We start from the raw sequence: 568 nt of genomic DNA on the forward strand, positions 1-568 counted from the left end.
GGTGGCGTTGCTAGTGTGATGCGCCGGAAATCCTGAGGGTTAGTAAGTACCCTGTTGCCATGTCGCATTCGGGGCCTTCTGCTGTGGCGATCACGTTGTCCGAGGCCGAGTGGGCCGAGTTGGTACGCCGGACGGACATGCCGCACCGGCGCTCGGCCGAGAAGGCCCGCATCATCCTGGCGTGTGCTGAGGGGATGTCGAACGCGGCTGTCGGACGGCTCGTCGGGGTCCAGGCCAAGACGGTCGGCAAGTGGCGTCGGGCCTTCGCCCTGGACCGGATGGCCGGCCTTGACGACGCCGGCTGGATCGGCCGGCCGAAGGCCGACCTGATCCTCGACGATGCTGAACGCAGGCAGCTGCAGCAGTGGGCGAGGCAGGCCAAGACCGCCCAGTTCCTCGCGTTACGGGCGAAGATCGTGCTGCGTTGCGCGGAGGGCGGGACGAACCAGCAGGCCGCGGCCGACCTCGGCGTCGACAGGTCGACCGTGGACCGCTGGCGGGCCCGGTTCATCGCAAAACGCCTCGATGGCCTGCATGACGAGCCGCGCTCGGGCCGGCCGCCTTCGAT

1 protein-coding gene is annotated in these 568 nt (G+C 68.7%); it reads left to right on the forward strand.

What is annotated here, in order from left to right:
- Positions 1-95 precede the first annotated feature (95 nt).
- Positions 96-568, forward strand: a 473-nt coding sequence (locus tag NBG84_RS31405; protein WP_250923070.1) for a helix-turn-helix domain-containing protein, incomplete at its 3' end; no start/stop codon positions are given.

Origin of the sequence: Streptomyces albipurpureus, from assembly GCF_023701525.1 — a bacterium.
Classification (GTDB): Bacteria; Actinomycetota; Actinomycetes; order Streptomycetales; family Streptomycetaceae; genus Streptomyces; species Streptomyces albipurpureus.